The organism is Xanthomonas melonis (assembly GCF_020783655.1).
Classification (GTDB): Bacteria; Pseudomonadota; Gammaproteobacteria; order Xanthomonadales; family Xanthomonadaceae; genus Xanthomonas; species Xanthomonas melonis.
In genome coordinates this window covers 1-24,702 of record NZ_JAJGQH010000010.1, presented here as the reverse complement: position 1 = coordinate 24,702, position 24,702 = coordinate 1, and the positions used below count along the sequence as shown (strand labels likewise).

The window sequence follows — 24,702 nt, the reverse complement described above, 5'->3', positions numbered from 1 at the left end:
CGCAGGCAAGCGCACCATCACCACCTCACCGCGCATCACCGCGCTTCCTCGCAGGCACGCCGCAGGCGCGGATCGCCGGTTCCCGCACAGCGCGCCAGGGCGAGCTTTGCAAGGTCGTCCTTGCCCATGCGCCGTTGGAAGCGGATGTCGTAGGGCAGCAGTTCCGGCGGGTCGCCCAGGCTTTTGCGGCTGATCGCGAGCAGCTCGAGCGCTTGCTCGCGCTGGTTGTAGCGGTCCATGGCTTCCAGCGCGAACTGGTGGGAAATGAACAGCGAATCGTCGCGCGCCAGCTCGCGCTGCCGTTCCAGCAATGCCCCACCCTCGTCAGTTGAATGTTCCTTCAGCCGCAGCTGCAGATAGCGGCCCAGAGGCGTCTGCCCCGCAGGCCGTGCGAGCAGCGACGCCAGTGCAGTGGGTTCAGCATGGCGACGCCGCGGCTGCCTGCCCGCATCGTCTTCCAACAGTGCCTGGATCTGCTCCAGATCGGCAAACAGGCCGGCGACATGCGGCTGCTGGTGCCAGGGCAGAGCACGCATGTCCGGGCGCTCGGCATCGCCATAGCGCGCTTCGATATGTCCGCGCGCTTGCTCGGCCCGCTGCTCCGCCGCGCGGTGACCACGGCTAGCCTGGTCCACGGAACGGTTCACGCTCTGCACGACAGTCGTGATCAGGCCATCGATCAGGTTGCGGTCGCCCACCTTGCGTGCGGCCGAGTGCGCCTGATCGCTCGCCTTGAGATACCGCTCCACCGTGCCAGACAGTCCTGCCTTCGCAATCGCCTCCGCGTTGACGCGCTTGTTCTGTTGTTCCCACAGCTCCATCAGCGTCAACAATTCCATCATTCCCAGCGGGTTGTAGCCGGCAGCGATCATCAGGTCGATACCCTTGCGGTCGGCCTCCTCTTCCTGCAGGCGCATCCGCCGCGGCACGATTCCCGCCTGCACCGATTTCAACAACGCCTCGCGCATCACGGCTTCGCGCACATAGCCGGTCTCCGCATTGCCCCGGCGCTGCGCGTCCACATAGGCCTGATCCAGGTAGAGCGAGGTCAGCCCACCGCCCACATTGCTCAGCCGCTCGAGCAGACTGGCCCCGGCATGGCGCATCATCACATGCGCGTATTCGTGCGCAATCAGGGCCGCCAACGCATCACGGCTGGGCAGGTTGGACAGCATGCCGGCCGCGATGAAGATGGAGCCATCCTTGTTTGCATAGGCCTCCAGCAGTGGCGCCGGTGTGACATGGATCCTGGCCGCCGGCGCCGAGGCCCCGGCCACGGTGCGAATCTCCTGCAATACCTGATCCAGGTCGGCATCGAGCTGGGCGTGCTGCACGGTGCCATAGGTCCACCGCTGCCGTTGCAGCGCCGTCATGACCTGTCCCTGCCGCAGCGATTGGTTGGCCCCGGTGAAGATCTGCAGACCGCGGCCGATCGCGTCGATGTGTTTCTGTTTGATCAGCGTGTCGCCAGCACTGGCATGCCCGGCGACCAGCAGCGCCAGCGCCATGGCGATCAGACGGCGCACCGAAGTCACCGACATCCCTCGCCGACGCCGCGCACACCGGCAGTGACCGCGTCGCTGGCCTCGCTGACCGTGCTGGTGCAACGCACATTATCGGAAAGCGTGAGGTCGCCAGCGACCTTCACCTTCAACTTGTCCAGCCAGACCGGCCCAGCCGCGGTTTCGACCAGCACATAGCCCTTGGGAGACACGCGGCTGACCCGGGCCTGGCGCAGCTCGATGCCTGCCGGCAGCGGCCCTACGCGGCGGAATCTGCCATCGACTTCCTGATAGGTCATCACTTGCCCATACACCTCGGCCACATACGCCTGCTGCTGTCCCTGCGCCAGGGCTGGCTGCACCTGCAGCGCCGCCAGCAGCAGCATCGACCAGAATCGCTTCATCGCATTACCCATGTGTGTTCTCCGGCGCCTCGGCAGGCTGGGCCAAGGTTTGTTCGCGAACATCCCGCCACCCCACTGCCCTGATCGCGACAAAGGCAAGCACCAGCGTAGAAATCCAGTGGCCTGGCGGCTGCCGCAGATAGAGCTGGGACACCAGAACGATCAACAGACTGCTACCGAGGCAGGCCACCACCACGGTAATGGCGCGCAGTCTGCGCAGCGGCACGCGTCTGGTCAGCAGCAAGGCCGCACCCGCAGCGAAGCAGAGCAGCAAGATGCCGAGCAGCTCCGCCACGCGGTCGCGCCAGCTGTCGGTCGACATGCGCTGGCTGCCCCAGCTCATCAAATTGTCCAGCGCCATGGCATGCAGGTAGACGCCTGGCAGTTGCTGGTGCACGGGCGACAGCACCTGGTCGCCAAGACCGCTCAGGCGCGTGCCGATCAGCACCACACGGTCCTTCAACACGGCAGCCACCGCCGGGTCATCCAGTTGTTCCTCGAACACGGTCAGCGTGTATGCGCAGCGCTCGCGCCGTCGGTTTTCCGCCTGCGCATCGACACCGCTGGCAAGGCCATCGCGTGTCAGCCCCAGCGCGCTGCGCAGGCGGCTCCACCATCCTGCCGGCGCGGTGCGCACACACCCCAGCCCACGCGGCCGCGCCTGCACGCGCGGCAACGTCGAGCCCCACTGCACCGCCATGGGCGTGCCCAGCACTTCTGAACTCAGTGCCTGCGCACGCTCGCGGCAGCCCGCGCTCGAGCGTGTCCGGCAGGCCCGCTGATACAACGCCAGGGCCACCGAACGATAATCCGCCCCGAATCCCGGCCCGGTGGACAGCGGAGGTATCCAGCCTTCGTCGCGCACGTTCTCGGCTGCGAGCAACAGCGGATAGTCGCTGCCCACGCCCCTCCAGCTGGTCACCACGTCCTGGGCAACAGGTGTAACGCCGCTCCCGGTCGCAACCGGGCCCGTGCTGCAGCCGGATGCGGCAGAGCCCACCCCGGAGAAGATGGAACGCCGCCCCGGCGCCGATACCCCGAACAACACCGGCACCTTCGCGCAGCCGATCTCGGCCGCGATGCCGTCGCGCGCGTCCGCATAGCTATCGTCGTAGTCGCGCCGCCGCTCCATCAGGATGTCGACATAGACCGCCCGCGGCCGCTGCGCCAACACCCGCCGCAGCACCTCGTCGTAATAGTTGTAGCGCGGCGGCCACGCCAACTCGCGCGCCCGCAGAGTGTGGTCGTCGATCAACACCACCGCGATATGGTCCTGCGCAATCGTCGGCGGCGAACCGTCGGATGTCGGCGGCATCCCGTAGAACGGTGCGAACATCCGTCCCGCGATCCGTTGCGACTGCACTTCACTGGCACGCTTCAATCCAAACGGATCGAGCACGCCGACGACCACCGTCAACAGGAACACCACCACGAAGATGCGCAGGCTCACATCCACCCAGCGCAACGCCCACGCAGCAGGTCGCCGCAGCCAGGCACGGCGCCCGATCATGTCACTGAGACCGACCAATCCATCGCCCTGCTGTTGCAGGCTGACCGGCGCCCCCGCGCCCGGCTGGTCCGTCGAATTGTCCTGTGCGCCCAAACCTGGCTCCTGCCACAAGGCCGGCGCAACAGGCGGCCGGCTCATGGGTCGCTAACGGCAGCGCTGCGGCTGGCTTGAGCGTCTGATGTGCAGAGTGTGATGTGCTTGGCAGCGAGGTCTTCGTAGTGGCGGAGCTGCCAAGCCAGATGGGTGACAGCGGCCGCCGAATATCGCTTCATCGGCAATGGCATGCCGCCCCCTTCCACTTGCACGATGGCAGCGTTGGATGCAGAGGCATCACGCGTGACACGCCCAGTTCCACGCTGGATAAAGAACAACGAACACCTCGCAATCCCGTGATGCGCGTGCTCTCCAGCTCCCGACTCATGCAGTCACCGGCCGCCGCATCGTGGCCCCTCAGCGCCAGCACACTCCTCTGCGCGCAGGTCTTGCTGCAGATGGGCGGGCCACTGCAACTGCGCAAGCAGTGCGGTCAATTGTTCCGACAACAGTTCAAGGCAGAACGCCAACTCGTCCATGCAGATGGCCGGCTGCCGCGCCTGCTCTTCGGTCTGCGTGCGCGGCTGCGCCAAACGCGCCAGAAAGCGCATATGGTCGCGAAGCTGCTGCAAACGGTATTGCGCGCCTTCTGGCAGGTAGTAACCCGGATGTGACTGCACATCGCGTACAACGTCCGACATGGCCTGCTCCTCATTCCATGGAATCGCCCCCGCCCGCCGCAAGGCGACGGACGGGAAGTCGGGAGGCTCGAAACCGCAGACAGCCGGCGGGCGTATTCCCCTTGCGGGTGTTGTATTAGCCGCCCTCCCGACGCAGGCATCACGTCGGTTGCGCCTGCAAAACATCAGGCACAAAAAACCCACCGGTTTGTCGGAGGTGGGTACCGCTGTCTGCGGAGTTTCGAGGCTCCGTGCAGCAAGACTGCTACCGAAAAATTTCTACGTCAAGCATGGATAACGAACGCCGCTGTGAGCTGGAAAACGCATCATTGGCCAGCGGCAACGAGGTTCCCCCGTCGGAGCTCAACCGACTCGTTGCGATCAGCCCGTACCCCGCACACTGCAGATTCAATTGAACAAGAAAGCTGCCTGTGACTTCGTCACTGCACTGTTACCCGTCGGGACAAGTCCCTTGTCGCGCATCCAACCAAGCCACTTACCTAAGATGTCCGGCGTGAAGCGCTCCTTCGCCTCATGCCAGTTGCCGCGAAACTCGCTGATCAACCACTCGTCATTGGGATGAAGCCCCCCGGCAAGCGCGTCGTTCCAGACCGCGTATAGCGTTGCGACAGCCTCCAAATCGTCCGTCTTACGCCCCTCAAATAGTGCGATAAGACGATTCAACTCCTTCTGAGCAGAACCGAGTGCGGAAGCCGCTGTTTCGACAGAGTGACTGATGTTCGCCCCGATGTGATAGGAGACCTTTTCCTGCCCCGATTTGAGCACCTCAATCGAGGTCGAATACAGCCCTTCTTGAGCGGCACGCTGCTCCACTCGGTAAATCGTCGTATCGAGCGGACCCGCAGCGTGACGGCGATATCCATCCATCAGGCCCAAGCCCAGATGGGAATCTGCCAAGAACAGCAACTTCATATGCGCAACACGCCCGAAGGTGCGTCGTGACGCGAGCTTTGAAATCAGGTAAGCACTGAAATCAACAAGCTCAGCCCTCGACTGTTTCTCACCACTCAAAGCCTGGCCAATCAATGCATTAGCTAGGTTCCCATGCACTTGGCAGGCTTCACCGAGACGGGCTTTGAGTTGGTCGCAGAGCGCCATCAGTTGATCGACCCTGGCGACGATACGATGTTGTTCGGCGAGAGGCGGTAGGGAAACTGCATGAGTCCACAGCTTTTCCGACATCAGTTTACAAGTGCCGTGACTTGATCTATCGACAAGTCCAACCATTACCGATTTCACTGCTTGCAAGTACATCAGCAAGTAGGTGCAGATCTCTTTTGGTGGCACCAGGGCCTTCATATCTTGGTTGATAGTTACATCCCGAGCCGTAATTGCGACTGGGAAGGAATGCGCCAAAATCATGCCTCGCACGACCATAAGCAGACTGTTTTGAGGAACGGTTTTTAATGAGGTCTCCTCCAAAGCCTTTGCCGATACGTGGTCTTCGGAATCATGAATAACGGGGCGCTTCATATCTTTAGGCGAGACCCAAGGAATATTCCCACCCCAAAATTTGCCGTTCGCTTTATTAGGTGTTGACCCCCCGTAAATATTGCCTAGCTGTCCTAGTTGAGTCTTAGCCCATCCATGCAGCTCATGAGGTTCGCTTTCGATACCGTTCCGCCCCAGCAACTCGATGGCTGGCTCATCATCAGGATCTTGCGGCACCAATTTGCCCATCACCGCCAGTTGCAGCAGGGTTTGCTTGAGGGCGTCGATGCTGGATTCGGTGTTGAACAGGGTGTGGAAGTGTTCGGCCAGGCGCTGCCAGCTTTGCGCAAAGTCTTCGGCGTCGCGGGCCTGGGTCAGGCTGTCTAGCAGCGCCTGCACCAGTTGGGCGTGGGCGCTGTCGGCATCGGCCTGCCGGGCGTCCAGCCGATCGCACAGGGCCATCAGCTCATCGACTTTGGCGACGATGCGGTGTTGTTCGGGAAGAGGAGGGAACCCAAAGAGCCGAGAAAAAAGTCTGTCATAGACAATGCTCTGAACCGTTGTGCCCTGTTTCACATCCTCAACCAGAATCAGTCGCTCAGTGCCCATCAGCATCAATTGGACATACCTAGGCAGTAAAGGTTGGTAAGGCGATATAGCCTTAAGATCCTGATTGATCGTGCAAGGTACGGTTGTCAACTGGACTGGGAGTTTACGCTTCAAGATTCCACTTCGACCAACCAGCAGTATTGAGCCAACAGGCACCAGCTCCAAGCCACTGCTCACAAGTGCCAACTGAGTAACCTTCAACTCACTATCTGCCACATCACCTGTGTGCATATCCTTTGGTGAAACCCAAGGAATTCCCCCATCCCAGAACTCTGACTTTGACATCGAAGGGGTACATCCTCCGCGAATGACAGCAAGCTCGCTCAATCGACACCACACCCACCCCACCGGCAGCTCAAACGGCGTCTTCTCCTCGCCAATTTCAGCCAGGACTTTCTGCTTTTTGACCTTCCCTTCCGCCACTAACCGCGCCTTTTCCTCAGCAATCCGCTTGAGCAACTCACTGGCCGGCTCATCATTTGGATCTTGCGGCACCAGCTTGCCGCGCACCGCCAGTTCCAGAATCAGCTCGCGCAGTTTCTTGATGCCATTGGGCGCGCCCGCAAGCAGCGGCAGATTTCCGGTAAGCAGCGCCGTCATACCCGGCGCTCCAGCGCTTCGGCCAGCACCGCCTTGAGCTGGTCACGCAGCCCGTCAATCTCGCCTTGCAGGGAGGCGTAGTTGCGCAGCAACTCGTCCGGGTCGTGGCTGATCTGCTCGCCCACATGCGGGTTCTTGCTGTCGAGGTTCCAGTTGCGGCTTTGCAGCTCGTCGAAGCTGACCTTCCAGGCGAATTTGTTTTCCTGCCGTGCGGCAAAGCCAGTGGCCTCGCTGCCCCACCAGGCTTCCTCGACGGCGAACTCCTCGACGCGCATGGGCTTGGTCTTGGAGTAGCTCTTGTAACCAGCCGGGTACTGGTGCTCGTAGAACCACACGTCCTTGGTGCGCGTGCCCTTGGTGAAGAACAGCAGGTTGGTCTTGATGCCGGTGTAGGGGTTGAACACGCCGTTGGGCAGGCGAACGACGGTGTGCAGGTTGCATTCGGTGAGCAGCTTTTCCTTGATGCGGCTCTTGATGCCTTCACCGAAGAGGAAGCCATCGGGCAGCACCACCGCAGCGCGACCACCGTCCTTGAGCAGGTGCATGATCAGCACCAGGAACAGGTCGGCGGTTTCGCGGGTGCGGAAGGCGGCGGGGAAGTTGCTTTCGATGCCGTCTTCTTCCATGCCACCAAACGGTGGATTGGCGACGATGCACTCGACCCGCTCGCCCGGCCCCCAGCTGATCAAGGGGCGCGCCAGGGTGTTGTCATGCTTGATCTGGCTGGGCACTTCGATGCCGTGCAATACCATGTTGGTGGTGGCCAGCAGGTGCGGCAGCGGCTTCTTCTCCACGCCGAAGATGCTGTTCTGCAGAATGGCCTCGTCCTCTGCTGTTTGCACATAGCGCTGGCGCTTGTGCTCGATGGCGCAGGTGAGAAAGCCGCCGGTGCCACAGGCAGGGTCCATGAGCTTTTCATGCAGCTTGGGGTCGACCATGCGTACCATGAACTCGGTCACCGGGCGCGGCGTGTAGAACTCGCCTGCGTTGCCGGCGCTCTGCAGGTCGCGCAGCAGCTGCTCGTACATGTCGCCGAAGGCATGGCGCTCCTGCGCCTTGTTGAAGTCCACACCGCTCTGGATCTTGTTGAGCACCTGGCGGATCAGCTGCCCGGACTTCATGTAGTTGTAGGCGTCCTGGAACACATCGCGCACGACAAAGCCCAGCGGCTTGCTGTGGCGTGGTGTCAGGTCGCGTAGATTAGGAAACAGCTCAAGGTCGATGAAGTCTTTGAGATCCCCGCCGGTCATGCCTTCCGGATTAGCCGCCCAGTTGCGCCAACGCAGCCGCTGCGGCAATGGCGAGCGGTAGTCCTCGTGGATGAGCTCCCATTCCTGCTCACGGTCATCGAGGATCTTGAGGAACAACATCCACACCAGCTGGCCGATGCGCTGGGCGTCTCCGTCGACGCCGGAGTCCTTGCGCATGATGTCCTGGATGGATTTGATGGTACTGCTGATCGACATCGTGTTACCTGTTGAAGGATGCAAGTGCGTCCAGCCGCGTGAAGATCAACTCCTCGCGCTGGCGGTTGTTGTTGGAAGTGGCCTGAACGGCATAGTTGAAGTCGCGGTGGCGCAGGAGTTCGGCGATCCCCTGTGCGATATCCAACTGCAATGCCGTTGACGCCTGCGCGACCTCATCGCACAGGCTGGCGCGGCCATCCACGACATTGAGGATGTCCTCGACATCCCGGCTGGCCAATGGATCACGGTTGCCGCGCCCCCGGTAGGCCTCCAGCTTGGTGCCCAGAAAGTAGGCTGGAGCGACCACGCGGATCTTCACACCGGTCGGCAGTGCGTGATCGTACGCCTCACGCAGCGCATCGGCATACCAGCGATTGCTGAATCCGAGGACGGCAGCGTCATCAGGCATGAAATCGACGATCAGCTCGCTGGCATGTTGATCGCGCAAGCGGGTACGGCAGACGACGTCGTCGTTGGGCGAGGTGCGAAAGCCCTTATCGGCCAGCACCTGCTGCAGACGGTACCAACTGCCCAAGCCCATGACGTGCACGATCAGGTCGACGTCTTCGGTAAAGCGAACAGCTTCCCGGCTGACCGCGTCTGTCATCAGCAGACCGGTGGTGCAGCCGCCGACGAAGGCGACTTCCGGCAGCAGATCCGGCCCAAGCGCTTCGGCCACGCGCGCCAGCATGTGCTGTTGGATATCCCAGTTTCCAGGCGTGCCCATCACGGCACCTCCCGCAGGTATTGGGTCAGCACACTGCCGGCAAGCGCCGACTCACGCTCACGCCCCAGCCGGATCGCGTCCACCAGCGCCAGCATGGCGTACAGCTCCGCATCGCGACGTACGGCACGCGGCACGCTCTTGTAGAGCGGCTCCACACGCTGGCCCTGCTCGCTGCCGTAGCCGTCCTCCCAGACGTAGATGTGTTCGCCTGCGGACAACAGGCGATCGACCAGCACCGGCGCGGCGTGTGCCGTGGGAATGCCGCGGGCGATCGGGCCCGGGCGCGCCGGGAACACATACTTCAGCCCATTCATCACAAAGCCCAGCAGCGCGCGCGTGTTGGCGCGCGGGATGCCACTGCCGCGCTCGGCCACGACCAATCCCACGTCCGCGCAACGCCGGAGCGCCTGGCTGACTTCCGATTTGCTGATGCCGGTGGACTCCTCAAGGCCGCGCACGGAGAACGCATCTTCGGCCAAGCCGCTCGCCCCCCCATCCTCCTGAGCCGCCGACATGGCCCAGCCGCGCCAGTCATCGGGAATGCCGAGCGCTGCTTTCTCGCCGCCTACAGGGACCGATTGCTGGCGCTCAAGGCTGACCAGCTTCAGCAAGAGCAGGATGTCTTGACTTTTCATGAGTAACGGAAAGGCCCCGTCCCCCGTCCTGAAACAGAGGACAAGAATACTATGGAAAACAGGTCAGGCAACGTCCGCACTGCTGTATAGCTGGCTTTCCAGGTCCAGGATGGCCCGCTGGTAATTCGTCTTGCCGCCAAAGGCCGCCACAAGTTCGACCGGTGCTCCAAGGGTACGAAACGGGTCAAGCTGCAGGATCCTGATGTCCTCGATGTGCTCCACCCCGGTGTCGGCGTACTTGTCCAACAAGCCTTCGAGTACCTGCCGCGCCTTGCCCTGATACCTGGCGAAGTAATTACGCTTGCGCACACCCTCCGCCCGCTCCCTGCGCGACAGCGGCGGTTGATCAAAGGCCACGTGACAGATTAGGTCGAACGGATCGAGCGACTGGCCGAGTTTCTTCTCGACCTCGCCGGCCAGCTCTTCCCATAACACGCCCTGCGTGGCCAGCTCATCGATGATGGCCTTCTTCTGCTGCGCATCGCTCCAGCGCCGCAGGAAGTCATCGAGCGACGCGAACTGGCGCAGGACGCGTTCGCGGGTGTAGTCGCGCAGCGACTCGGTGATGAGTTTGCCATCGGATCCGTAATACAGGACGCGCTCGGCCACGACCGATACCGGCAGTTTGTCGATGACGTATTTGATGCGCTTCGGCCCATCCTCACCTCCGGTGGTGACGTCATCACCGCCATCTGGAGGATCGCCGACCACACCGCCGTCGCCACCCTCGCCGCCCCCGAGCTCAGGCGGTACCGGACTGTCATTGGGCGAGGGGTTGTAGATCACCTCCGGGTCTCCATCGAATGATGGATCAGCGAACAGTTCGGTTGCCTTCTTGAAATCCATGATGGTGAACCAGTACTTGCCGTAGTCCTCATTGATACGCGTCCCGCGACCGATGATCTGCTTGAACTCGGTCATCGACCTGATGTGCTGGTCCAGCACGATGAGCTTGCAGGTTTGCGCGTCAACGCCGGTCGTCATCAGCTTGCTGGTGGTCGCGATGACGGGGTAGCGCATTTCCGGATTGATGAAATTGTCGAGTTCGGCTTTTCCCTCGTTGTCATCGCCGGTGATGCGCATGACGTACTTGCGATTTTCCGCAACACGCTGCGGATTGAGATTCACCAAGGCCTGGCGCATACGCTCGGCATGATCGATGTCGTCACAGAAAACAATGGTCTTCTGGAATGGACCGGTGGCAGTGAGGAATTCGGTGACTTTCTGCGCGACCAGATACGTCCGCGCTTCGACGACAAGCTGGCGATCCATATCCCGCAGGTTGTAGATACGATCTTCGATCAACTCGCCGTTCTTGTCGCGCATCCCTTTAGGTGGCCGCCAGCCCTGCAGATCGACATCGAAGTCGATGCGCACCACTTTGTACGGTGCCAGAAAGCCGTCATCGATGCCCTGCTTCAGCGTGTAGCTGTAGACGGGCTCTCCAAAGTATGTGCTGCTGGAGACTTCCTTGGTCTCCTTTGGCGTTGCGGTCAGGCCGATATGCGTGGCACCAGAGAAATACTCCAGGATCTCCCGCCACGCAGAATCCTCAGCCGCGCTGCCACGATGGCATTCATCGATGACGACAAGGTCAAAGAATTCTCGAGAGAACTGCTTGTAGATGTTCTTGACGTCCTCTACGCCGGTCACCGCCTGGTACAGGGACAGGTAGATTTCGTAAGACGTATCGATCTGGCGCTTGGTGATCTTGGTCATCGCCGTGCCGAACGGCTTGAAATCGTTGTTTTTTGTCTGATCGACCAAGATGTTGCGATCAGCCAGGAACAGGATGCGCTTCTTCTGGCGCGACTTCCAAAGCCGCCAGATGATCTGGAATGCGGTATAGGTTTTGCCGGTTCCGGTGGCCATCACCAGCAGGATGCGGTTTCGACCATTGGCCACAGCTTCGATCGTTCGATTGATCGCATTGATCTGGTAGTAGCGCGGCGAGCGAGTGCTGCCATCATCGTAGTACGGGGACTCGACTACCTGTCGCGCGTCCTCACCAAGCCCCTTCCAGAGGCAGTAGCGACGCCACAATTCCTCTGGCGAGGGAAACTGATCCAACGTCAGTTCGGATTCGACCTTGTCGCCGGTTGCGGTTCTATCGTGGAAAAGAAATCCGTCGCCGTTGCTTGAGAACACAAACGGAACATCCAGCGCATCTGCATATCCCAGCGCCTGTTGCATGCCGGAACCAACGGTATGTTTGTTGTCCTTTGCCTCGATCACGGCCAAAGGAAGATTGGCGCGGTAGTACAGCACGAAGTCGGCACGACGCGCCAACCCTCTGCTGTGCAGCTTGCCGCGAACGACGACACGCCCCTTGGTAAAAGCGACCTCTTCGCGCACCTGGAGATCCAGATCCCAGCCCGCAGCGACGATCGACGGAATGATGAACTTCGTGCAGATATCGCGCTCGGTTAACGACGACTTGTCCATTCAATCCCCTGTGTCTCCACCTTCCCGTCATTGGCGACGCGCCCCAGGCACAGACGCCACTTATCGATTGACTCGCCGCCTAATGATAGTCGTCTTCACGCCAATGCCTGATCGCCAGCGGTGACGACCTGATCGCTTGCAACCTCAAACAGCAGCACGTAGCCACTGCCACTGAAACCAATCATCAACTCGCACAAGAACGGGATCTGCCAGCCCCGCTTGCGGTAGCTCATACCATCGAAAGCCCTCTGCCCGCTCGCACTCTTCCTATCCGCGCAGCGCCACCCGAAGCGCCTCCCCCGCCAACCGCGCACTCGCCAGCAGGCGCTCCAGGCTCTGCCCATGCCGGGCGCTGGCGGACAGGCCGGCCATGGTGGTGCTGACGAAATCCGCCAGCCGGTCTGCGTCGTGCGGGCACTGCTTGGCGATGTGCGAGCGGATCAACTCCTGGGCGGCGACATGAAAGCCGCAGGCGGCCTCGCGCGCCTGCGCGTCGTTGCTGCGCGTGCCTTCCAGCACCAGGCAGCCGCTGGCAGCGGGGTCTGCGGCGTAGCAGCGGGCTGCCTGCTCCAGTACGTCGACCAGCGCGTCGGCCAGCGGGCGGGCGGTGTCCAGGAGTTGCGGCAACGGGATGGCCCCGGTCTGCGCGTAGCGGTCGAGGATGCGCGCATACAGGCCGGCCTTGCTGCCGAAGGCGGCGTAGAAACTGGGCGGGTTGATGCCCAGCGCCTGGGTGAGGTCGGCCACGCTCAGTGCGTCGTAGCCACGCGCATGAAATAGCTGCTGCGCAGTGGCGACCGCTTGGTCCGGGTCGAACGCCCGTGGCCGGCCACGGGCCCGGGAGATTTCTGTAGTCATAGTTACAAAACTCTTGACGGCAGGCGAAATCTATTATGTATTGCACGCTACATTAATTGCGAGGTGGTGCATGTCAGCGTTCAAAGACAAGTCGGTATTGGTGCTCGGTGGCAGCCGGGGGATTGGGGCCGCCATCGTGCGGCGCTTCGTGGCCGAGGGCGCGCGGGTGACGTTTACCTATGCCGGCTCTGCCGAGGCGGCGCATCGCCTGGCCGGTGACACCGGCAGCACCGCGGTGCTGGCCGACAGCGCCGACCGCGATGCGGTCATCGACACGGTGCGCCGCAGCGGGCCGCTGGATGTGCTGGTGGTCAACTCCGGCATCGCCTTGTTCGGCGATGCGCTGGACCAGGATCCGGACGCGGTAGACCGGCTGTTCCGCATCAACGTGCACGCGCCCTACCACGCCTCCGTGGAGGCCGCTCGGCAGATGCCGCCCGGCGGGCGCATCATCGTGATCGGCTCGGTCAACGGCGACCGCATGCCGCTGCCCGGCATGGCGTCCTACGCGCTGAGCAAATCCGCGCTGCAAGGGCTGGCGCGCGGGCTGGCGCGCGACTTCGGGCCGCGTGGCATCACCATCAACGTGGTGCAACCGGGCCCGATCGATACCGACGCCAACCCGGAAAACGGGCCGATGAAAGACCTGATGCACAGCTTCATGGCGATCAAACGCCACGGCCGCGCCGACGAAGTGGCCGGCATGGTGGCCTGGCTGGCGGGCCCGGAAGCGAGCTTTGTCACCGGGGCGATGCATACGATCGATGGTGCGTTTGGGGCATGACGCGGCGACGTCTGCATTGAGGGCACTGCGGCTCGACATGTAGCGCGACGAATCGCGGTAAAGGCCTTCCGTCAACATACATGGCGAGCTGCTGTTGCAAGGCCAGCCTTCTGGTCCGCCCGCATCTCCTGCTGTCAACGCGTGGTCGCATTTTCCATGGCATGCGGCGCATGGCAAAGGCAATCGCTGGCCGGGCCCTTGCTGTCGCGTTGATCCTGAGTTGCCTATAGTTGCCGACGAACCCTGCAATGGATTGACCAATGCACTTGATGTCATCCGGCCGGTGCCTGGCCCTTGCACTCGCGGTGGCTGTCACCGGCAGCGCGTGTGCACGGACGCCACAACCCGAACAAAAAAGGACTTCTCCCATGTCAGGCACCGTCACCACCGGCCGCACCATCAACGGGCACACCTATTCGGACGCTCCGGTCGATGTAAAGCTGGGGCCGAACACCTTCCGCATCCCCGCCAACTATCTGGACAGCCAGATCGCACCGTGGCCGGGCGAAGGCGTGACGCTGGTCATCGAATGGCCGGACATGACCCCCACCCCGCCCGGGGCACGGGCCAACCCGCGTACGAATGATTTCAGGAAGGAGATCCATGCAGCGATCGACTACGTTGACCGGGTCCCGATTGAGGCATTGCTTGGACGCTATTCGTCGAACGAAGCACTCACCAAGGCTGATTGGGTCGAACGAGGTAATCCTGCGGAGAGGCTCGATCTCCGGATTGCACAGCCTGAAACGCTCGGATTGATTCCCTATGCCATCGATGAGGAGAAAATGGCCACGTACGTCAAAGCGTACGAAGCCCGCTACGGCGAGCCTCCCGCGCGCAACCCTGCGCTTGAATATGACTGGTATGTCGCGCGCGATGCTGGCGGCAATCTAACGACGTTTATCAAATGCGACAGCGCCAAGTTTCGCACTGATGGCATACGGCTTGAGGGCGACCAGGTAGTTGACGAGGAAGGCTCGGTTGTTGCCGATTGCACTCACTACCTTGTCGATGTCGAGAACAAGCTATCCATCACGCTTCACTACTACCGGGCCTTTCTGAAGGACTGGAAGCGCATGGAGTACGCGGTAAAGGACGTACTTACCCGAACCAAGGTCAGGTGACCGGACCATTGACAAGGAGTGAAAAATGAGTGGAATGACCGAGAACGATCTTAGAATCCTTTCCAACTACGCGGACAGAGGCAACCGCGAGCTGTATTGGAACTACCTGTCGCAACTAAATGGTGCAGACGGATACGGAACGCTGGCGCTGGGCGTAGTGCGGAATGACAGCTTGCCCGGCCAGGTGGCCAACAGTTATGCGCAGGACTACGCCAGGTCGCAACGCGATAATGGCTCGCGTTTTCCCAATGCTCACCTGACCGAGCGGCAGTGGGAAGATTTCGGACAGACACTACTCATAAAGGATCTTGAGCTTAGGCAAAGCTGGTTCCGTAAAGATCGCCCAGATCTGGCACTGAACCTGCCGGGCGCCTCCGTCATGCTCGCGCACGACCGCGCATTCGAGCAGCACCAGCTCGACCCCAACTGCTGGACACCCCGCGTACTTCTGCAAGCGGCCCTGGAAAAAAGCGGCCCCCAGAAGCTGGAACAGATCTGGACCAACATGCTCGACAACGGGTACGCCGGCGCCACCCGCATCGGCAACACGGGCTACGAGACCTTTGCGCAGATGGGCATGGCAGCCGGCAGCCAGTACCTGGCCAAGCTGGGCACCACCGAGGCGATCCAGATGTTGGAAGGCCGCTCCGCCGTCGATCCCAATGTCATCGGCAGCAACAGCTTCTACGCGATGTACTTCGAACAGGAACGCAAGTGGGTGAACGTCAGCGCAGGCGGCGGGCATCTTTCCATGCGCGAAGAAACCAGGCCTGCCCGCATCGCCGAACTCGACGATGCCCGCGCCGTCCGCCTGGAGCGGCAGCAGAAAGCGACGCAGTTCCATGAAGACGATCCGTACCGCACGATTACGCGCAGCCCGTTCACGGCATCGGTCGATGGCCTTCCCGATCGGACGCAGGCGCCTACCAAGCTCGCCGATATTGGCCCTGATCACCGCGACTACGCACTGCTGCAGCAGGTGCGCGCGGGTGTGAGCGCCATCAATGCACAGGCCGGGCTCACACCGGGCGAGAACAGCGAGCGTCTCATCGCCAGCGTGATGACCCTGGCCCGTCAGAACAATCTGGACCGGGCCGACCACGTGGTGTTGAGCAAGCAAACTGCCGACAGCCCGGCCGGCCGCACCGTGTTTGTGGTGCAGGGCGAGTTGAACGACCCGGCGCACCTGCGCGCCCACATGCCGACCGACGTGGCCGTACAAACGCCGGTGGAAAAGTCGCTGCAACAGCTGGAAGTCGCCACGGCCGATCGCCAGCAGGCGTTGGCGCAGAGCCAGCAGCAGGAAATGGACACCCGGCAGCGTGAGAGTGCCGCACTACGCATGGGATAAGCGGGACGCCAGGCGTTGACGACACAGTAACGGAAACGCGGCCGTATGCCTCCGGGGTTGCCCCCTTGGGAGAGTCGCAAGGTCGCTATCCTTTCTGAAGGATCGCGATGCGCGCCACTGATCGACGCGCAGCAACCACGCCTGGCGTGCAACCAAACGCCTAGCCGTTACGCTCCCGCAACCATGCCTTGATCTGCGGCACACGCTGGTCACGCAGCCGGACCCGCGTCTGGATGCTGCCGATCGCGGTTTCCGCCTCGCGGCGCGAGGTGGGAGCGATGTACTTGTCCGCAAACGCCTTGATCTTGTCGACGGTCTTGAGGTCGAACGAGCCATCCGCCAGGCCGGGGTAGTAACGCGCACGCGAGGTGGTATCGACCAGCGTGTCGACCTGGCTGCGATGGGCGACGGCGAAATCGAACGCCAGCTCCGGGTGTTCCCCGGCCACCGCACGAATCATGCTGGCGGCATTGGTCGCTCCCGGCTCGCTGGTGAGGGCCAGCGCCAGGGCGCGTTGCGCCAGCGCCGGGTCCTTTGCATGTGCCAGATAGAGGTAGTACTCATCGCGCACCATCGCGGAGGTTTCCTTTCGCGCCATTGCCTGCAGCGTCTGCCAGGTAGCGGCGTCGGCATGTTGGGCGACGATGCCGAGCACGGTGCTGCGCAGCTCCGGCGACAACGCGGCGGGCTTGGCCTGGAAGACTGCGAAGCGGCGCTGCGCTTCGGCAATCACCGCCGGGTCGTCCAGTTCACTCAGGTCGGTGATCAGTTGCGCGCGCAGTTGCTTGACCTGGGCCGAGTCGCCATCGCGATCGTCCCAGCCATAGCGGGCGAACACCGGCGCCAGCCGCGCCACCGCGTAGCTGCGCCAGGCGGTGCGGTCGGCTGGACTGTTCTCGAACAGAGCGTCCAGACCCACGAACGTGCCGGAGACGATCTGCCACAGGTCCGGCGCGGCATCCGCCGGCAGGTTGGCCGTGAGGTCGAGCAGATCCGCATCCGGCTGCAGCCCGACCTTAGCCAGCGCACTGGTGTCCAGCAGGATGCCCAGTTGGTCCACCACCGGCAGCTTCGACAAACCGGCACTCAGTGCCTTGAACTGCGCGGGCGCATACAGCGTGCGGTAGTAGCCTTTCTGGCCCGCATTGACCAGCACCGGCCCATCGCAGCCTGGCAGTGAGAGCTGCGCGCTGTGGTCCACCAGCACGCGTTGCGTCTTGCCGGCGCCATCGCGCACGGTGACCGGCACGCGCCACGCCAGCGGTTGTTTGTTCGGCCGATCGAGCGTGTACTCGCCCTGCTCCAGCGTCAGCGTAGTGGTGCCGGCATCGCAGCGGGTGCTGGCCTTGATCAGCGGCACGCCCGGTTGCCGGGTGAAGTCGTGGGCGATGTCGAGGAAACGCTTGCCGGGTGCGACCTTGTCGATCTGCTGCCACAACTGGCCTGTGACCGCATTGCCGTATTGATGCTGCCGCAGGTACTGGCGCACGCCGGTGCGCCAATTGTCCGAGCCGACATAGTCCTCCAGCATGCTGATCACCGCCTCGCCCTTGTCGTAGGTGATGGTGTCGAACGCCTGGCTGGCCTGCTCCACGGTGGCCACGTGCTGCACTACCGGGTGGGTGGTGGCATAGGCATCGAGTGCCATCGCGCCGCGGCTCTTGTAGGCCGGGCCGGTCTTGTCGATGTCCCACTCCGGATGCAGCTTGGCGGTGGTGCGCGCCTCCATCCAGTTGGCGAAACCTTCGTTGAGCCACAGGTCGTCCCACCACGCCATGGTCACCAGATTGCCGAACCACTGATGGGCGATTTCGTGCGCGGCGATGGTGAACACCTCCTGCTTGTCGCTGACGGTGGACACTGCCGGGTCCAGCAGCAGGAAGCGCTCGAAGGTGAAGATCGCGCCCCAGTTTTCCATCGCACCGAAGAACTGGCTGCGCCCCGGTGCGGCGACGTTGTCCAGCTTGGGCAAGGGATAGGGAATGCCGAAGTAGGCGTTGTATTCGTGCAGGACATCGCGGCCGGACTGCAACGCGAACTGCGCCTGATCCACCTTGCCCTTCTGTGCGATCACGCCGATCTCGGTGCCGTTGTCGGCAGTGACGGTGGCGCGCTCGAACTCGCCCATGCTGACGAACAGCAGATAGGTGGACATCTTCGGCGAGGTCTGGAACACGATCCGGGTACGGCCGTCGGCGGCCGGCGTGGACGAGGCGACCGGCATATTGCTCACCGCCATCTGCCCGGCCGGTGCGTTGACGACCAGATCGAAGGTGGCCTTGAAGTTGGGTTCGTCCCATGCCGGCACGAAACGGCGCGCGTCGGAGTTTTCGAACTGGGTGAACAGCGCGCGGCGAGTGCCCTGCGCGGTGGGGTAGTCAAGCGCGAACAGGCCGTTGGCCTGGGTACCGATCGTGCCGCTGTAGTCCATGGTCAGCACGTACTTGCCAGGTGCCAGCGCTGCGCCGGTGCTGATGCGGGCAGTTTGCGTATCGGCATCGGTGGTGACCTTGGCCGCCACCGGTGCGCGGCCTGCCGCGGCCAGCGTGACCTTGCCGAAGCGCAGGTCTGCGGCCTGCAGCACGATGGCATCGGTGGGCACCAGCACGTCCACATCGATGCTGACCTTGCCGTCGAAGCGCAGCGCCTCGGCGTGCGGAGTGATCTCGATGGCGTAGTGGCTGGGCCTGGCGGTGCGCGGCAGCTGGGTGGTGATGGCCGCAGCGGCCGGTGCCGCCGCCGTGGCAGGCGCAGGCTCGGCGGCGTTGACGGAGCCGGTCAGTGCAGGACTTGCCAGCGCCAACGCGATGGCGGTCACCAGGGGAAGACGCATTGGTCATTCTCGATAGGAGGGCGCAGGCACCCGACCTGCCCATGATCCACTGCAGACTCATCCGCATGCACCGCCGAAAGTCATGCCAAGGCTCAGCAATGCTCAAACGCCAACGGCCCGGACATGCCGGGCCGTTGGATCGTGCTCTCCCGCGTCAGCCGATCAGGCGAACGGATCCTGCAGCACCATGGTGTGGTCGCGATCCGGGCCGGTGGAGACGATGCTGATCGGGCAGCCGGCCAGTTCCTCCAGCGCACGCAGGTAGGCGCGGGCGGCGGGCGGCAGCTCTTCCCACACGGTGATGCCGTGGGTGTTCTCGCTCCAGCCGGGGAATTCCAGGTACACCGGGGTGCACTCTTCCCAGCCCTGCGCGTCCAGCGGGGCGTATTCGGTGCGCTTGCCGCGGTATTCGTAGGCGATGCAGACCTTGAGCTTTTCCATGCCGTCGAGCACGTCGAGCTTGGTGATGCACAGGCCGGAGATGCCGTTGATGGCGACCGCACGCTTGAGTGCGACGATGTCCATCCAGCCGCAGCGGCGCGGGCGGCCGGTGGACGCGCCGTACTCGGCACCGCGGTCGCGGATACCCTGGCCGATCTCGTCGTCCAGCTCGGTCGGGAACGGGCCGCCGCCGACGCGGGTGGCATAGGCCTTGGCGATGCCCAGCACGTAGTCGATGTCCTGCGCGCCCACGCCGGTGCCGGCCAGTGCGCCGCCCACGGTGGTGTTGGAGCTGGTGACGTACGGATAGGTGCCGTGGTCGATATCCAGCAGCGCACCCTGCGCGCCTTCGAACAGCACGCGCTTGCCCTGCTTGCGCAGGTCGTGAAGGATGCCGGCCACGTCGGACTTCATCGGCTGCACGTACTCGCCGAAGGCCAGCGCTTCGTCGTAAGTCTTCTGGAAGTCCACCGCGTCCACGCCCAGGTACTTGGTCAGCACGAAGTTGTGGTAGTCCAGCGCGGTGCGCAGCAGGTCTTCCAGCTGCGGCGGGTAATGCAGGTCGGCGATGCGGATACCGCGACGCGCGACCTTGTCTTCGTAGGCCGGGCCGATACCGCGGCCGGTGGTGCCGATGGCCTTGCCACCGGCGGCCTTCTCGCGCGCCTGATCCAGGGCGATGTGGTAGGGCATGATCAGCGGCGCGGCCGGGCTGATCTTCAGGCGCGAGCGCACTTCCACGCCGGCACCTTCCAGCTCGCTGATCTCCTTGATCAGCGCGGCCGGGGAAATCACCACGCCATTGCCGATCAGGCACAGCGCGTCTTCGCGCAGGATGCCGGAGGGAATCAGGTGCAGGACGGTCTTCTTACCATTGATGACCAGGGTATGGCCGGCGTTGTGGCCGCCCTGGAAACGGACGACGGCACCGATCTCTTCGGTGAGCAGATCGACGATCTTGCCTTTGCCTTCATCGCCCCACTGGGCACCGAGCACGACAACTGACTGACCCATGACGGGTGGACTCCTGAGTTTTGCTGCGGCCATCGGGGCCGCGGGATGGGACCGGTTCGGGGCCGACGGCGCCACCGTGCGCGCGGCTCCATCGGGGAGCGTTGCAGCGACGACCAGCCCTGACACGGAAAAAGCCGGACGGGGTGCTCTGGAGGAGCGTGCCCGGCCGGCTTTTGTGCATTATCCGGGTTTCCGGTGGCCTGCACTACCCCCTGGCAGGTGGTCCAGCTGAGGTCGACGGGGTGACTGGGCGGTTTGTGAGGCTGAGTGGCTGGTCAGGCTGGACGGCAAGCCGGCTGGTCGGGCCGGTCGGCGGCCTGCATGGTCCGAACCCTGACCCGCAACGCCTGGGCGCCAACGAGTCCGGTTCCGATACGACGCCACATACGGCTCAGTGGCGCACGATCCACAGCGCAGTAGCGGCCAGCAGCAGCGTCACTGCGCCAATGGCGCGTACCTGCGAGATCGGCAGGCTGAACAGTTGGTCGATCATGCGTTTCCAGGCGATCGGCATGGTGAACAGCAGCAGTCCTTCGATGACGAAGATCAGGCACAGGGCGGTCAGGAGATCATGCATGGGCAATGCGACATGGGGACGGAGCTGTAGTGTGCCCTGATCCGTCTCCCGACACGCTCCCCGCGTAGGACACGGGGGAGATCGCGACGCGCAGGCCGCATGCGTGTTCGACCGCGCTCGCACATGAAAAACGCCCGCATTGCGCGGGCGCTCTTTCCCTTCAAGCAGCGCGCGTCAGCGATCGCTCTTGAGGTATTGCAGGAACGGGTCGTTCTTGTCGAGCACCACCACGCCATTGCCGTCGGCCATCGACTCGCGATATGCCTCCAGGCTGCGGTAGAACGCATAGAACGCTGGGTCCCTGGAACCGGCCTGGCCATAGATGCGTGCCGCCTGGGCATCGCCTTCGCCACGCAGCTTCTGCGCATCGCGCTCGGCGTCGGCCCTGATCACCGTGCTCTCGCGGTCGGCCTGCGCACGGATGGTCAGCGCCTGCTCTTCGCCTTCGGCGCGCAGCTTGCTGGCCTCCTGCTTGCGCTGGGCGCGCATGCGCTCGTAGACGTCGGTGATCACCTGGCTGTCGGTGGGCAGGTCGATCTGCTTGATGCGCAGGTCGGTGATCTGCATGCCCAAGCCCTTGATGGCGCCGTTGATGCCCTTGAGCTGGTTGGCGATCAGTTCGCTGCGGTCGCCGGAGACCAGTTGCTGCAAGGTGCGCGAATTGATCTGGTTGCGCAGCGAGTCGGTGATGATCGGGGCCAGCCGTGAATTGGCCACCGACTCCTCACCACCAGTGGCACGGTAGAACGCCCGCACATCGGAGATGTAGCCGATGGCGAAGAAGTCCACGCTCACGTCTTTCTGTTCGGCGGTGAAGTAGCGCGCCGGGGCGGTGTCCAGCACCTGGAAGCGGCGATCGAACACGCGCACCGATTCCACCATCGGAATCTTGAAGTGCAGGCCGGGCTTGAGGTCGGCACGCACCACGCGGCCCAGGTTGAGCACCATGGCGGTCTGGTCTTCGCGCACCACGAATACCGAGCCCATCAGGGTCAGCAGCACGGCGATGATCAGGCCGATGACTAGCGAATTCTTCATTACTCGGTTCCCTCACGGCCGGTCGGGCGCGGGCCGCGTTCCGGATTGCGGATGGCTTCGCCGTTGTTGCCTTGCGGCGGATTGAGCAGCACGTCCTGCGGCACCATCGACGGCATCCCACCGCTGTTGCCGCCACTGGTGGATGGCTTGCCGGCATCGGCCGGCATCGGCACGTAGATGACCTGGCGACCATCGCTGCCGATCACCTTGCGGTTCTCCGCCAGCACCTTCTGCACGGTTTCCAGCCACAACCGCTTGCGGGTGACCTCCGGGGCGCCAGCGTACTGCTCCTGCAATAGGGTAAAGCGGTCGGCATCGCCCTCGGCCCTGGAGATCACCGCCTGCTTGTAGCCTTCGGCGCCGGTGCGGGTGCGTGCACCCTGGCCGCGCGCTTCGGGCACCACCTTGGCCGCATAGGCCTGGGCTTCGTTGATCAGGCGCTCGCGCACCTGCTGGGCACCGTTGACCTCGTCGAAGGCCGGCTTCACTTCTTCCGGCGGACGGGCGTCCGGCAGGGTCACGCCGGTCACCGACAGGCCGGTGTTGTAGGCATCCAGCGCCGCCTGCAGCCGGTCCTTGGAGGCAATGGCCAGCGGGCCGCGATTGTTGAGCACGGTATTGAGATCGGACCGGCCCACCTGCTCGCGCACTGCGCTCTGTGCGGCCTGCTCCAGCACCAGCTCGGCATTGCGCGAGCCGAACAGATACTTGCGCGGGTCGTTGATCTGGTACTGCACGTTGAGCGAGACGTTGACGATGTTCTCGTCGCGCGTCAGCACCGGCACCTGGTTACTGAAGGTCTTGATCTCGGTGGCATTGACCTTGCGCACCGACTCGATCGGCCAGGGCAGCTTGAAGTTCGGGCCGGGCTGCAGGATGCGCGAGAACTGGCCGAAGCGCAGCACCACACCACGCTGCTGCTCGCCGATGAGCTGGAAGCTGGAGAACAGCACCATCAGCGCCACCGCGACCAGGATCCAGCGGCCCACGCCGCCATCGAACAGCTCCTTCAGCGGCGCGGGCAGATTGCCCCAGCCACCGCCATTGCCGCCTCCGCGCGGCCCCCAGGACCTGCGACGGTTGGGGTCCGGGCCATCTCCGCCCTTGTTGCCGGGTGTGTTCCAGGCCATGCACGCTCCGTGATCGAGGGGCTGTGCGGGCCAGTCCCGCAGTGCCGCCGTGTTGTGTGATTCGTCGATTCTACTAGATGGGGCGGACCGGCCGTTTTGAAAGGCCCGGATCGGTGCATTGGCGGTTTAGCCGGCGGAGGATCGGTTCGCCAGAGCTGGCCGGGGCGAAAGCAGCCGCGGTGCAGCAGCAAGTGCGTCGATCGGATGGCGACCTGCCTGGCTGCATTCGGTCAGGCGCTCCAGGCCAGGGGCGCGGATGCAGCCGAGTCGCGCGATAACCGGAGGACGTTACGCAGGCTCTCAGTGCCAGTGCGAGACCCGCCTGACCAATGTCAGCGTGAGAACGACGGTAACGAGGTGGCGATCGCCTACCCGCATCCCGGCCTTCTCCGGCAGGGCTGGGCGCCGCTTGCTTCCGATCCATGCCGCGCGCCGCTGCCATGGCTGCCTGGGCCTCCGGGCCGGTTCCAGTCGCCGCCGGCCGCTGACGCGTCGCGCCTGCTGTCGAAGATCCTTTCTTGTCCTGCTTCGGTGTGGCCGCGTAGATCAGGCCGCAGGCGGCTCGTCCTTCTGGTTGAAGACCCGCTCCATCACTTCCAGCAACTCGTCTTCGGAGAACGGCTTGGTGATGTAGGCACGCGCGCCCTGTCGCATGCCCCACATGCGGTCGGTGTCCTGGTCCTTGGTGGTGACCAGGATCACCGGAATGTGCTGGGTGGAGGGCTCGCGCTTGAGCGTGCGCGTAGCCTGGAAGCCGTTGAGATTGGGCATGACCACGTCCATCAGCACCAGATCCGGCAGCGACGCCTTGGCCGCTTCCACGCCAGCGGCGCCGTCGGTGGCGGTGATGGTCTCGTGTCCCAGCTTCTCGACGATGCGCTGAATTCCCAGCAGCTGCGACGGCGAGTCGTCGACGATCAGAATGCGTGCCATGTGTTTCCCCTAGTGTGCGGCGAGTGTAGTGCGCCGGCTGCGCTTTCGGTAGGTGGGCAGGGCCAACTGCCTGGCACGTCGTGCGACATGCAATGGACTGACGCGCCCCCTTCGCCTTGCACAGGACTGCAGGAGTTAAGACATCGGATAGGACCAGGCTGGATTCAACGCAGCCATCGACGGACCGCGGCGTCGATAGCTTCTCTCAGCGGGACAAGGTGGCGTGCAGCGCCGGATGAGGGTGTAGTTGGTGCCGTACCAGTCACATTTGCGGGAACATCAAGCGACTGCTGCCCCCATCCGCCCTCCGGGCACCTTCCCTCGCAGGCGGGGGAAGGATGGCGTTGGCTGGGGCGATGCTGCGGCGCTGGCAACCTATCGTCTTCTTCCGCGCGCACTGAAAACCGATCACCGTCTCCGGCGTGCAGGGGAACACTGACAACCGATCATCTTCTCCAGTGCGCGCGAACACTGACGACCGATCATCTTCTCCCGCGTGCGGGAGAAGGTGGCGCGCAGCGCCGGATGAGGGTGCTGTTGGTGTTTGCGGGAACAT

At 63.3% G+C, this 24,702-nt stretch carries 19 protein-coding genes and 1 pseudogene; 3 read left to right on the top strand and 17 right to left on the bottom strand.

The genetic code is table 11. The features are described 5' to 3' along the window. Nucleotides 1–35 precede the first annotated feature (35 nt). The 11 genes and pseudogenes from LL964_RS11320 to LL964_RS11270 all read right to left on the bottom strand — a co-directional run bounded on the left by LL964_RS11320 (nucleotide 36) and on the right by LL964_RS11270 (nucleotide 12,921). Nucleotides 36–1,541, bottom strand: coding sequence for a M48 family metalloprotease (locus LL964_RS11320; protein WP_104584415.1), 1,506 nt, complete (start codon nucleotides 1,539–1,541; stop codon nucleotides 36–38). Then, the gene (locus tag LL964_RS11315) at nucleotides 1,532–1,906 is read right to left on the bottom strand and encodes a hypothetical protein (protein WP_104584417.1); all 375 of its coding nucleotides are present in this window, start codon (nucleotides 1,904–1,906) and stop codon (nucleotides 1,532–1,534) included. Before LL964_RS11315 ends, LL964_RS11320 begins: the two co-directional genes overlap by 10 nt. 4 nt (nucleotides 1,907–1,910) lie before the next feature. Then, nucleotides 1,911–3,554 (bottom strand): CHASE2 domain-containing protein, encoded by a 1,644-nt coding sequence (locus tag LL964_RS11310; RefSeq protein ID WP_104584419.1) that lies wholly within the window; start codon nucleotides 3,552–3,554, stop codon nucleotides 1,911–1,913. A 287-nt stretch (nucleotides 3,555–3,841) separates the two neighbouring features. After that, complete coding sequence (locus LL964_RS11305; protein ID WP_104584420.1) at nucleotides 3,842–4,150, bottom strand: XAC0095 family protein; 309 nt, start codon at nucleotides 4,148–4,150, stop codon at nucleotides 3,842–3,844. A 387-nt stretch (nucleotides 4,151–4,537) separates the two neighbouring features. Continuing rightward, on the bottom strand, nucleotides 4,538–6,790 hold the full coding sequence (locus tag LL964_RS11300; RefSeq protein ID WP_104584422.1) for a restriction endonuclease subunit S: 2,253 nt from the start codon (nucleotides 6,788–6,790) through the stop codon (nucleotides 4,538–4,540). Further along, on the bottom strand, nucleotides 6,787–8,256 hold the full coding sequence (locus tag LL964_RS11295) for a type I restriction-modification system subunit M (protein ID WP_104584424.1): 1,470 nt from the start codon (nucleotides 8,254–8,256) through the stop codon (nucleotides 6,787–6,789). Before LL964_RS11295 ends, LL964_RS11300 begins: the two co-directional genes overlap by 4 nt. 4 nt (nucleotides 8,257–8,260) lie before the next feature. Beyond that, complete coding sequence (locus tag LL964_RS11290; protein ID WP_228329439.1) at nucleotides 8,261–8,947, bottom strand: nucleotidyl transferase AbiEii/AbiGii toxin family protein; 687 nt, start codon at nucleotides 8,945–8,947, stop codon at nucleotides 8,261–8,263. A 35-nt stretch (nucleotides 8,948–8,982) separates the two neighbouring features. After that, nucleotides 8,983–9,594, bottom strand: a complete 612-nt coding sequence (locus LL964_RS11285; RefSeq protein WP_228329438.1) for a helix-turn-helix domain-containing protein — start codon at nucleotides 9,592–9,594, stop codon at nucleotides 8,983–8,985. 87 nt (nucleotides 9,595–9,681) lie between these two features. Continuing rightward, entirely contained in the window at nucleotides 9,682–12,063 is a 2,382-nt protein-coding gene (gene hsdR / locus LL964_RS11280; RefSeq protein ID WP_104584429.1) for an EcoAI/FtnUII family type I restriction enzme subunit R, read from the bottom strand. 79 nt (nucleotides 12,064–12,142) lie between these two features. Further along, nucleotides 12,143–12,296, bottom strand: a pseudogene (locus LL964_RS11275) (type II toxin-antitoxin system RelE/ParE family toxin); the annotation flags it as partial. Nucleotides 12,297–12,330: 34 nt separating this feature from the next. Next, complete coding sequence (locus tag LL964_RS11270; RefSeq protein WP_104584430.1) at nucleotides 12,331–12,921, bottom strand: TetR/AcrR family transcriptional regulator; 591 nt, start codon at nucleotides 12,919–12,921, stop codon at nucleotides 12,331–12,333. A 70-nt stretch (nucleotides 12,922–12,991) separates the two neighbouring features. On the opposite strand from LL964_RS11270, the gene bdcA reads away from it, so the two are divergent. From bdcA to LL964_RS11255, 3 genes are all read left to right on the top strand, one after another. Further along, entirely contained in the window at nucleotides 12,992–13,705 is a 714-nt protein-coding gene (gene bdcA, locus LL964_RS11265) for an SDR family oxidoreductase (protein ID WP_104584432.1), read from the top strand. 260 nt (nucleotides 13,706–13,965) lie between these two features. Then, nucleotides 13,966–14,829 (top strand): Smlt3025 familytype IV secretion system inhibitor, encoded by an 864-nt coding sequence (locus tag LL964_RS11260; RefSeq protein WP_104584434.1) that lies wholly within the window; start codon nucleotides 13,966–13,968, stop codon nucleotides 14,827–14,829. Nucleotides 14,830–14,854: 25 nt separating this feature from the next. Continuing rightward, a complete protein-coding gene (locus tag LL964_RS11255) occupies nucleotides 14,855–16,180 on the top strand; it encodes a Smlt3024 family type IV secretion system effector (RefSeq protein ID WP_167395167.1) in 1,326 nt (441 codons plus the stop codon). 160 nt (nucleotides 16,181–16,340) lie between these two features. Here the strand turns inward: LL964_RS11255 and LL964_RS11250 are convergent, their stop codons facing one another. From LL964_RS11250 to pilH, 6 genes are all read right to left on the bottom strand, one after another. After that, a complete protein-coding gene (locus tag LL964_RS11250; protein ID WP_104584436.1) occupies nucleotides 16,341–19,013 on the bottom strand; it encodes a M1 family metallopeptidase in 2,673 nt (890 codons plus the stop codon). A 162-nt stretch (nucleotides 19,014–19,175) separates the two neighbouring features. Then, the gene (locus LL964_RS11245; protein ID WP_104584438.1) at nucleotides 19,176–20,468 is read right to left on the bottom strand and encodes an adenylosuccinate synthase; all 1,293 of its coding nucleotides are present in this window, start codon (nucleotides 20,466–20,468) and stop codon (nucleotides 19,176–19,178) included. Nucleotides 20,469–20,859: 391 nt separating this feature from the next. After that, nucleotides 20,860–21,045 (bottom strand): DUF2065 domain-containing protein, encoded by a 186-nt coding sequence (locus LL964_RS11240; protein WP_104584440.1) that lies wholly within the window; start codon nucleotides 21,043–21,045, stop codon nucleotides 20,860–20,862. Between the two features lie 174 nt (nucleotides 21,046–21,219). After that, nucleotides 21,220–22,083: a protease modulator HflC gene (gene hflC, locus LL964_RS11235; RefSeq protein WP_104584442.1), complete on the bottom strand. Its 864-nt coding sequence runs from the start codon at nucleotides 22,081–22,083 to the stop codon at nucleotides 21,220–21,222. Beyond that, nucleotides 22,083–23,213, bottom strand: a complete 1,131-nt coding sequence (hflK, locus tag LL964_RS11230) for an FtsH protease activity modulator HflK (RefSeq protein WP_104584444.1) — start codon at nucleotides 23,211–23,213, stop codon at nucleotides 22,083–22,085. Before hflK ends, hflC begins: the two co-directional genes overlap by 1 nt. A 546-nt stretch (nucleotides 23,214–23,759) precedes the next feature. Then, on the bottom strand, nucleotides 23,760–24,146 hold the full coding sequence (gene pilH, locus LL964_RS11225; protein WP_104584446.1) for a twitching motility response regulator PilH: 387 nt from the start codon (nucleotides 24,144–24,146) through the stop codon (nucleotides 23,760–23,762). Nucleotides 24,147–24,702 lie beyond the last annotated feature (556 nt).